This is a genomic window from Streptosporangium sp. NPDC003464 (genome assembly GCF_053588315.1).
In genome coordinates this window covers 1-9137 of record NZ_JBSFPS010000349.1, presented here as the reverse complement: position 1 = coordinate 9137, position 9137 = coordinate 1, and the positions used below count along the sequence as shown (strand labels likewise).

The following is a 9137-nucleotide window of genomic DNA, read 5'->3' as shown; positions in this document are numbered from 1 at the left end:
CCGCTACGCCGCCGAACTGCGCCGCCGGGGCGTGAAGGCGATCGTGGCCAACATCCACGAAGGCGGCACCGCCGGCGACATCTACGACCGGTGCAACACCACCCCCACCGGACCGGTCTTCGACTTCGCCAAGGCCGCCTCCCCCGACATCGACGCGATCGTCACCGGACACTGGCACGCCCTGTTCAACTGCTCGCTGCCCGACCCGGACGGCAACCCCCGCCCGGTGGTCGAGGCGGCCAACCACGGACGGCTGATCAACGAGATCAACCTGAAGCTCGACCCGCGCACCGGTGAGGTCATCCGCTCGGCCACCACCTCGGTCAACCACCCCGTCACCCGCGACGTCACCCCCGACCCCGAGATGGTCAAGCTGGTCGAGTACTGGAAGAGCCGCGGCGCGCAGACCTACGCCCGGCCGGTCGCCGCGATCAGCGCCGACATCACCCGGGTCCGCGACGCCGACGGCGAGAGCGCCCTGGGCAACCTCGCCGCCGACGCCCAGTACGCCGACTCCCGGCGCACCCCGGGCGGCGACGCCGACCTGGCGATGGTCGCCGTCGCACCGGCCAAGGGCTCGGCCTCCCTCCGCGGCGACCTGCGCCACGCCAAGGGCGCCGACCCCGCCGACCGCGACGGCACCGTGCTGTTCGGCGAGGCGTGGGCGGCCTTCGGCTACGCCAACCCCGTGCTCACCGTGTCGGTCACCGGCGCCCAGCTCGACCAGGCGCTGGAACAGCAGTGGCAGGCCCAGCCCAACGGCTCCACGCGTTTCGCCCCGCTGGCCGTCTCGGGCAACGTCCGCTACTCCTACGACGCCACCCGGCCGATCGGCGAGCGGGTCAACCCCGCGGACGTGCTGATCAACGGCCGGCCGCTGCAGACCGACCGGACCTACCGGCTCGCCGCCCTGGCCTACACCCTGCTCGGCGCCGACGGCTACACCGCCTTCACCGGCTACACCGACGCCGTGCGCGGCAGCCGCGACTACGAGGCCTTCCGCACCTATCTCGCCGGCCACGAGACGGTGACGCCACCGGCCCTCGACCGCGCCACCGCCCTCCACTAAGGCCGCCACGAGGATTCCCGGGTCGGCCTGGGAATCCTCGTTCCCGGGCGGCCGGTCCGATCGGAGGACATCGGCCATGTGACAGGTGCCGGTCACTGCCCGGGTACGGGGCCGGCTCCCGTACCCGGGCAGCCGGATTCACGGCTCGGGGGCCAGGCGGTCGGCGGCCTGCTCAATGGCCGTGCTCACCCGGTCGGCCAGCAGGCCGACCGCGCCGACCGCCCTGGCCACCGGGTCGTCCCCGGCGCCGCCGAGTGCCCGCTCGCGCAGGTAGGCCGCCTTCACCTCGGCCCACCGGCCGGCCTGCTCGGCCGTCATGGTGCCCCGCAGCTCGGCCAGCTTGAGCAGGTTGGCCTCGGCGCCGGAGGTGAGGGTCCGGGCCTCGCCGAGGTAGTGGTCGTCGATCACGGCCTCCAGTTCGGCGTCGTTCATGACCGGGACGACCCTGGCGGCGAGCTTGTTCATGTTCCGGTAGGACCCCTGCAGCAGGAACGGCGGTTCGGTCCTGGACGCGTCGGACTGGGCGGCCGAGGCGATGTAGGCCCGGTTGCCGGCCAGCACGACCCGCTGAAGGCGCAGCAGCCCGCGCAGGACCGAGAGCACCTCGCCGAGCTCCACGGAGGAGTACGGGTGGGAGAGCCGGTCGGCCCGGACGGACGGGTCGCCCTGCGCCAGCCGTACCAGCAGGCGGATGTCGCCCCGATCCCGGGTGGACAGCGGTGCGAGGACGGGGTTGGAGGTCAGCGCGTTGTCGATGTAGCTCAGCGCGAACAGCTCCTCCCTGCCGGACAGCACCTCACCGAGGTTCCACACGTCGGCGCGGTTGGCGAGCATGTCGGGGACACGGAAGCGTTGACCGGACTCGGTGTACGGGTTGCCCGCCATGCAGACCGCGAAGCGCTTGCCGCGCAGGTCGTAGGTGCGGGCCTCGCCGTCCCAGACGCCCTCCATCCGCCGCTGGCCGTCGCACAGCGAGACGAACTTCTGCAGCAGCTCGGGGGAGGTGTGCTGGATGTCGTCGAGGTAGAGCAGCACGTTGTTGCCCATCTCCAGGGCGAACGAGATCTTCTCGACCTCCTGGCGGGCCGCCGCGTCGGGCGCCCGCTCCGGGTCGACCGAGGTGACCAGGTGCCCCAGGGCGGGACCGTTGACCTTCACGAACATCAGGCCGAGCCGGTTGGCCACGTACTCCATGAGGGTGGTCTTGCCGTAGCCGGGCGGCGAGATGAGCAGCAGCATGCCCATCTGGTCGGTCCGTCTGGCGTCACCGGCCGCGCCGATCTGCCTGGCCAGGTTGTCGCCGATGAGCGGGAGGTAGACCTCGTCAAGGAGTTCGTTACGGACGAAGGCGCTCATCACCTTCGGCCGGTACTCCTCCAGGCGCAGACGCGCCCGTTCCGCGGCGACCAGATCGTTGCGTCGCCTCTGGTAGGCCCGGTAGGCGGGGACGCGGTGCTCACGGAAGTGCCGGGTCCGGCCGAGGAACTCGTCCAGCCGCAGGCCGAGCCTGCGCTCGGTGATCCGCGGATGCGTGCCGAGCAGGCCCTCGACCGTGGTGGTCAGGGCCGCCGAGGAGTCGTGCCGGGGCACCTCGCACAGCCGTACGGCCACCGCCTCGGGCAGCTCGGCCGACCGCTCGAACGCCCCGAGCCACGCCTCGGCCAGCCGGTACCGCCCGGCGAGGTCGTCCCCGAGCGCCCGCAGGTCGTCGTCGAACTCCTGACGCGACGTCCCCAGCGCCCGGTCGAACCGCTCCAGCAGCGACCGCGCCCCCGCGCTCGTCACGAACCCGGGCGGTCCGCCGGCCAGCTCCTCGAAGAGGTATTCCCCGGCGAGTTCGAAGACCTCCCCGTCGTCCCGCCCGATCGCGCTCGCCCGGCCCCCGTCCTCGCTCCGGTCCTCGCCCCGGTTCTCGTCCCCGGGCGAGTGGCCGGTACGGGCCGCAGCGCCCGCCGCCAGGCCGCCTCCGGTGGTCGCATCTGCCGCCCGGTCACCTCCGGCCGCCGCGCCCCACGTCCCGTCGCCGAGCAGGCCCCGCATGAAGGCAGAGACGGCCGAGCCCAGCGCGCCGCGGGTCTCCTCCACCGAGTCCACCCGGCCGAACAGGGTGCGCGCCCGCGCCAGCGAGACCGCCCGGGTGGTCCACGCCGCGCGGGAGGACTCGTCCGCGCCGAAGGTCCAGAAGAGCTGGGCCGCGGCCCTCGCCGCCGGGGGATAGCGCAGCAGGCCCGCGCCCGCGCGCAGGCGCAGCAGGGCGTCGAGGATCGCGGCGGCGTCGTGGTCGTGGACGCCCCGCTCGTAGCCCTCGTCGTAACGGGTCTCGGCCACCCGGCGGACGATCTCCAGCAGTCCGTCCTCGGCCACCGCCGCCCCGTGCAGCGCGTCGGGGGAGAGGGCCGCCCCGTCCACGCTCAGCGTGCCTGCCTCGGCGGCGGCCAGGACGGAGGCGGCCAGGTGCTCGCCCCGGTAGACCTCGGCCGTCTCCGAGACCAGCGACTGGTCCCAGAACGGCAGGGTCCCGGCGAAGGTCTCGTCGCGCACCGGCGAGCGGTAGTCGGTCCCGGTGACGGCGAAGGCCATCCCGCCCTTGTACGGCACCAGCGTGAGGTCGGCCGCCTGGGTGTTGACCGCGAACCGGTGCCGTCCCAGGCGGATCGTCTCGCCGCCGTCGGCATACAGGTCGAGCCGGTCGCGCAGGGCGCGGCCCGCCTCCTGCCGGGCGGATTTGACCCGGCCTTCGAGCTCCTCGGCCCGGACCTGGTCGCCCAGCGCGCGCAGCTCCCCGGCCACGCCGCGCAGCTTGACGACCATCGGATCGGAGCCGAAGTAGGTGTTGACCTCGTCGAGCGATCCGAGCCCGGCCGCCCGGCGGCGCACGCCGGTCAGGATCCTGGCGGCGGATTCGGCCAGCCGGTCGGCTCTGCGGGTGCGCTCGTCCAGCAGCGCCTGCCGCCGCGAGGAGAACGCCTCGTAGACGTCCTCCCGCTTGGCCGCCAGCTGGGCCAGGAAGTCGTCGAACTCGGCGAAGCGCGACTCCAGGCCCTCCAACTGAAGCATCAGCCGGCCGAGCTGTCCGTCGCAGCGCTCGGGGGTGTCGGCCGTCGCCAGCGCCCCGGTGATCGCCTGCCCCAGCAACGCGAACTCGGCCGCGAACGCCGCCCGTCCCTCGCCGGCCAGCAGCTCCGCGCGCCGCGCGTCCAGCGTGGCGCGGGCGCGGTTGAGCCCGCCGAGCACCTCGCCGACCCGCTCCAGGATCGCGGTCCGCGCGGTCGCGTCGGCGATGTCGAGCGTGCCGACCACCTCGACCACGACCTCCAGGCCCTGCGCCTGCCCGGCCAGCCGCTCGCCGATCGGCTCGGCCTCGGCCACGGTCGCGATGGCCCCGGCGTCGGAGACCAGCCGCTCGACCTCCGCGTGGTAGCCCGCGAACGCGTCTTCTCCCCGCAGGAAGTCGGCCGCCCGCCGCGCGGCGGCGTCGAGTTCGGCGTCGAGCTCCGCGCCCAGCCCGTCGACCCGGCCGGTGTCCACGTGACGCAGCTCGCGCAGGGTCACCAGATGCCCCCGGGCCCGCCGCAGCCCGGCGAGGTGGGTGATCCATCCCTGGGCGGAACGGGGCGCCTGCGCGTGCGCCCGCCGTACCAGGGAGGTGATCTGTCCGGCGGCGGCCTCCAGCGCGGCCGCGGCCTGCTCGGTGAGCGACCGGACCTTCTCGAACTCCTCCAGCACCTGCTCGGCGGTCGCCCGCACCTCGGCGAGCGGTCCGCGCAGCCCGTGCTCGCCCAGCCAGTGATAGTGGTCGAAGGTCCGGGCGCAGGCCGCGATCAGCGCTTCGAAGACCGGGGCCGACGGCGCCATCTCCTCGACCATCCGAGCCGTCGACAGGCAGTCGGAGATCCCGCGCACCAGTTCCGCGTTGCCGATCCGCTCCAGCGGTCCGGTACCCGCCGGCTGGGCGGCGGCGTGGACGTCCGACACGTACGGCGTCTGCCAGACCTGCATCGGGTGGACCCGGGAGGGCTCGTCGGAGGCCGCCTTGAACAGGATCAGCGTGCCGTCGTCGAACAGCGAGTAGCCGTGGCAGGACAGGGGTGTGGAGACCTGCTTGCGGATCACGTTGTACGGCAGCAGCAGCGACCGGCCCTCGGCGCCGCCGTGGAAGACGTAGAGCACGTCCTCGCCGTTGGCCGAGCGGATGACCCGCTCGAACTCCAGGCCGGAGACGTCGGTGTCGAAGGTCTTGCCGACCCCGGTGGACAGGTGGTAGCCGCCGGGGAAGACGATCCCCTGGTCCTCGGGGAGGCGCCGACAGGCCTGGCCGATGCCGTCGAGGCGGACCACGCCCTTGGTCCTGGTGTTGAAGACCAGGTGCCGCCACTCGGTCTCGTTGTAGGGCCGGATGCGCAGCAGGATCAGCGGGCCGATCCTGGCATGGTGCACGTCGGCGTCGGCGAGGCTCTGCAGCGGCTCGGCGACCGGCTCGCGGTAGACGCCCTCACCGGTCTCGGTGTTGTCCTCGATCTTGATGGTGAGGTCGCCGCCGACGGTCTCGACGAACACCTCGCCCTGGATCGAGATGTGCGGGTGGCGGCCGAGCACGTGGTCGTCGCGGGTGGCCGGCATCCACTCGAAGTCGTGCGAGGGCGGGAACACGTTGTCGCGCTCGCCCCGGTCGTCGATGTAGGTGAGCGCGCCGTCCGTCTCGACCCGCCAGCGCAGCACGCGGGTGTCCTGCGGGCCCGTCTGGAAAACGGCCAGCATCTTGTCCTCGACCCGGCGCAGCCGGAGCAGCCGGGTTCCCCGGTAGTAGCGGTAGAGCTCGGCGAAGTCCCGCTCGAACTGCGGATGGCGGGGCAGCGGCGCGGGGTCGAACCGGAACGCGCCGGTGTCCGGGCCGCCTCCGGATCCCGTCGTGTCCCGCACGAACGTGTGCATGGAGAAGACGTCGCCGACGGCCGTCTCGGGCTTCAGCCCCATGAACACGTTGTAGCCGAACAGGATGAGCCCCTGCCGGTGGTCACGCCCGCCCGCCGGCCCGTCTCCCGACCCCTCGTGCGGGCCCGTGGCCCCGCCGAGCGCCACGATGTCGCGGGGGACGCAGTTGTTCTCGGTGCGGATCCGCTCGGTGCCGACGAGCCGGAGCTCGGTCCCGCCGAAGACCTCGATGCGCCGGGTGTTGAGCGCGTCGGCCCGCCGGGCCAGCTCGGCCGCCTGCTCGGCGAGCCGGGCGCGGAGCACCTCGTAGGTGCCCGCGTCCAGCCCGGTGTGGCCGTCCGGAGCGTCGACGGCCTCTGTCACGGCCTCTGTCACGGGGGCCGTCACCGCGTGCCGGAGTCGAGGGCGGCGACCGGGGCCTCGGCGACGACCCGGGTGTCAGAGGGGACCGGGGGAGCGGCGGTTTCCTGCGCGGCGCCCAGCAGGTCACGCAGCCTGTCCGCGTCGGCCCCGCCCGAATTGATCAGCTTCACCAGCAGGGCGGAGAGGGAGAGGTCACGCACGTCGGCGGTGCCGAGCGAGCCCAGCATCCTGGTCAGGTCGGCGGGCAGGCTCTGCGAGCCGTTCAGGTACGGCCCGGCCAACGCCTGGGTGACGTCGGAGTGCCGCACGAAGCCGTCCACGGTCTTGCCCATGGTGATCGAGCCCATCAGCCGGTCGAAGAACACGCTGTCGCCGCCGACGATGTCGATGTTGGCCTTGGCCAGCCCCGCCGACAGCACGGCCGCCTGCGCCTCGGCGACCTTGAGCTGGACGTCCACCCCGGCGAGACGGATCTCCTTGTCCGCCTCCAGCCGCAGCCGGTACTCCTCGTGGGCGCGGGTCGCGTCGTCCAGCGCGGCCATCGCCGCCGCCTTCTGGGTCAGGCCCTCCGCCTCGGCCTTGAGCTTCTCGCCGACGGCCGAGGCGGCCGCGAGGGCCATGGCCTGCTCGCCCTCGGCCTCGGCCTTGAGCCGCTCCCGCACGCCCACCGCCGCGGCGAGCGCCCTGGCCCGCTCGCCCTCGGCCAGCGCCAGTGCCTTCTCCCGCTCGACCGCGGCCTCGGCCCGGCCGACCTGCTCGATCGCCGCGGCGTCCCGCTCGCGCACCTGCACCTCGGCCAGGCCGGCCGCGGCCGCCTCGGCCTGCACACCCTCGGCCAGGCGGATCTTGGCGCGGGCGTCGAGCTCGGCGGCCTGCTGCCGCGACTCGGCCAGCACCAGCGCCTCGCGCGCCCTGTGCCGGGACGCCGCCTCGGCCGCCTCGGCCGCCTTGATGTCCTTGACCAGGCTCTCCTGAGCCTCGGCCTCGGCCTGGATGATCACGGCCTGGCGGGTCCGCTCGGCCTCCTCGACCACGCGCAGGCGCTTGATGTTCTCCTCCTGCTCGGCGACCGTCTTCTCCACCGCGATCCGCTCCCGGATCACCTCGGCGATGGAGCGCTTCTCACCTTCGAGCTCCTTGTCCTTGGCGATGCGCGACAGCTCGGTCTCCCGCTCGCGGGAGATCACCTCCAGCATGCGGTCCTTCTCGATCCGCTCGGACTCGATGGCGATCACCCGCTCGCGGTTCTTCGCCGCCACGGCGATCTCGCGGGCCTGGTTCTCGTGCTGGATGCCGAGCTGCTCGTCGGTGCGCAGACCGGCGGCCAGCGCCTTGAGCCGCTCCTCGGCCTGCACCTTGGCGACCTCCGCCTCCTCGCGGGCGCGCATGGTCTCGACCTCGCGCCGCTGTTTGGCCTCCGCGTCGGCCTGGCGGCGCTCCAGTTCGAGGATGGCCTCGCGCGCGTCCACGTTCTGGCGGGTGATCTCCTTCTCCTCGTGCCGCTGGAACTCGTTGGTCCGCACGTGCTCGATCGCGGTCAGCTCGGTGATCTTCCTGATGCCCTGCGCGTCGAGGATGTTGTTCTTGTCGAGGGAGAGCAGCGAGGTCTGCTCCAGGTAGTCGATGGCCGCGTCCTCAAGGCTGTAGCCGTTCAGGTCGGTGCCGATGACCTGGATGATCTGGTCGCGGAAGTGGTCGCGCTGGGTGTAGAGGTCGACGAAGTCGAGCTGCTTGCCGACGGTCTTGAGCGCCTCGGAGAACTTGGCGTTGAACAGCTCCTGCAGCGTCTCCTGGTCGCTGGCCCGGGCGGTGCCGATGGCCTGGGCGACCTTGACGACGTCCTCGGCGGTCTTGTTGACCCGGACGAAGAAGGTGATCCGGATGTCGGCCCGGATGTTGTCCCGGCAGATCAGGCCCTCGCGGCCGGTCCGTTCGATCTCGATGGTCTTCACCGAGATGTCCATGATCTCGGACCTGTGGAACACGGGCAGCACGATCGCCCCGGTGAAGGTGACGTCCACCGAGTTGATTTTGGAGACGATCAGCGCCTTGCCCTGCTCGACCTTGTTGAACAGGCGGCCGGCGGCGAACAGCAGACCGATGACGATGAGGAGGATGACGGCGAGGAGGATGCCGAATCCGGTGGATATGACGTCCATGTGGTCCTTCGGCTAAATAGGACGGTCGGGGTCGAGTTCCGCGTCGTACGGCATCACCCAGAAGAACTCGCCCGCGGGGTCGTAGGCGAATATCAGGGCGGTGTCGCCGGCGTCGAAAGCGTCGTCGCCGGTCTGCCTGACTTGAACGAGAGCGGAAGAACCGTCCGGGGCGGTGGCCTCGGCCTGGCCGAAGGCCGCGTCCACCCGGCCTGTGCGGATGACGCACGTCCGGCCCACGAAATCGGCGCGGGAGGGTCCGCGCCCCCTCAGGGCGGCGCGGCGCAGCGGCCGCACGGCCAGGCGGGCGCCGGCCCAGGCGCAGACGAGCGCCGCGACCAGCACGCCGGTCAGCGCGGGGACGCCGCTGAACAGCACGCCGCCGGCCAGGCTCACGGACCACCCGATGACGGCCAGCAGCGACACGGTCACCACGGCCGGCACCCCGCCCAGCCCGAGACCTCCCAGGAGCCCGCCGGATCCGGCGGACTCCGTCCCGCCGTCACCGTCGGACCCGGCGCCGCCGAACACGACGAGCAGCCAGTAACCGATGATCACCACGAGCGGGAATGTGAACAGAACGGTCGGAAAAGCTAATGCGGCATCGACAAAATGGC

General features: G+C 72.4%; 4 protein-coding genes. 1 reads left to right on the top strand and 3 read right to left on the bottom strand.

Translation table 11 applies throughout. From position 1 onward, the window contains the following. The coding region (locus ACWDS7_RS43630; protein ID WP_451934083.1) for a bifunctional metallophosphatase/5'-nucleotidase at window positions 1-1069 on the top strand (1069 nt) is incomplete at its 5' end. A gap of 138 nt (window positions 1070-1207) precedes the next feature. Here the strand turns inward: ACWDS7_RS43630 and ACWDS7_RS43625 are convergent. The 3 genes from ACWDS7_RS43625 to ACWDS7_RS43615 all read right to left on the bottom strand — a co-directional run. Beyond that, window positions 1208-6376, bottom strand: coding sequence for a DNA repair ATPase (locus ACWDS7_RS43625; RefSeq protein ID WP_451934082.1), 5169 nt, complete (start codon window positions 6374-6376; stop codon window positions 1208-1210). An 8-nt stretch (window positions 6377-6384) separates the two neighbouring features. Next, the gene (locus ACWDS7_RS43620) at window positions 6385-8523 is read right to left on the bottom strand and encodes an SPFH domain-containing protein (RefSeq protein ID WP_451934081.1); all 2139 of its coding nucleotides are present in this window, start codon (window positions 8521-8523) and stop codon (window positions 6385-6387) included. Window positions 8524-8535: 12 nt separating this feature from the next. Next, a partial coding sequence (locus tag ACWDS7_RS43615) for a hypothetical protein (protein WP_451934080.1) occupies window positions 8536-9137 on the bottom strand: 602 nt, incomplete at its 5' end.

Coding starts and splice junctions, on each gene's coding strand:
- ACWDS7_RS43620 (WP_451934081.1), bottom strand. CDS start 8,523: ATGGACGTCATATCCACCGGATTCGGCATCCTCCTCGCCGTCATCCTC.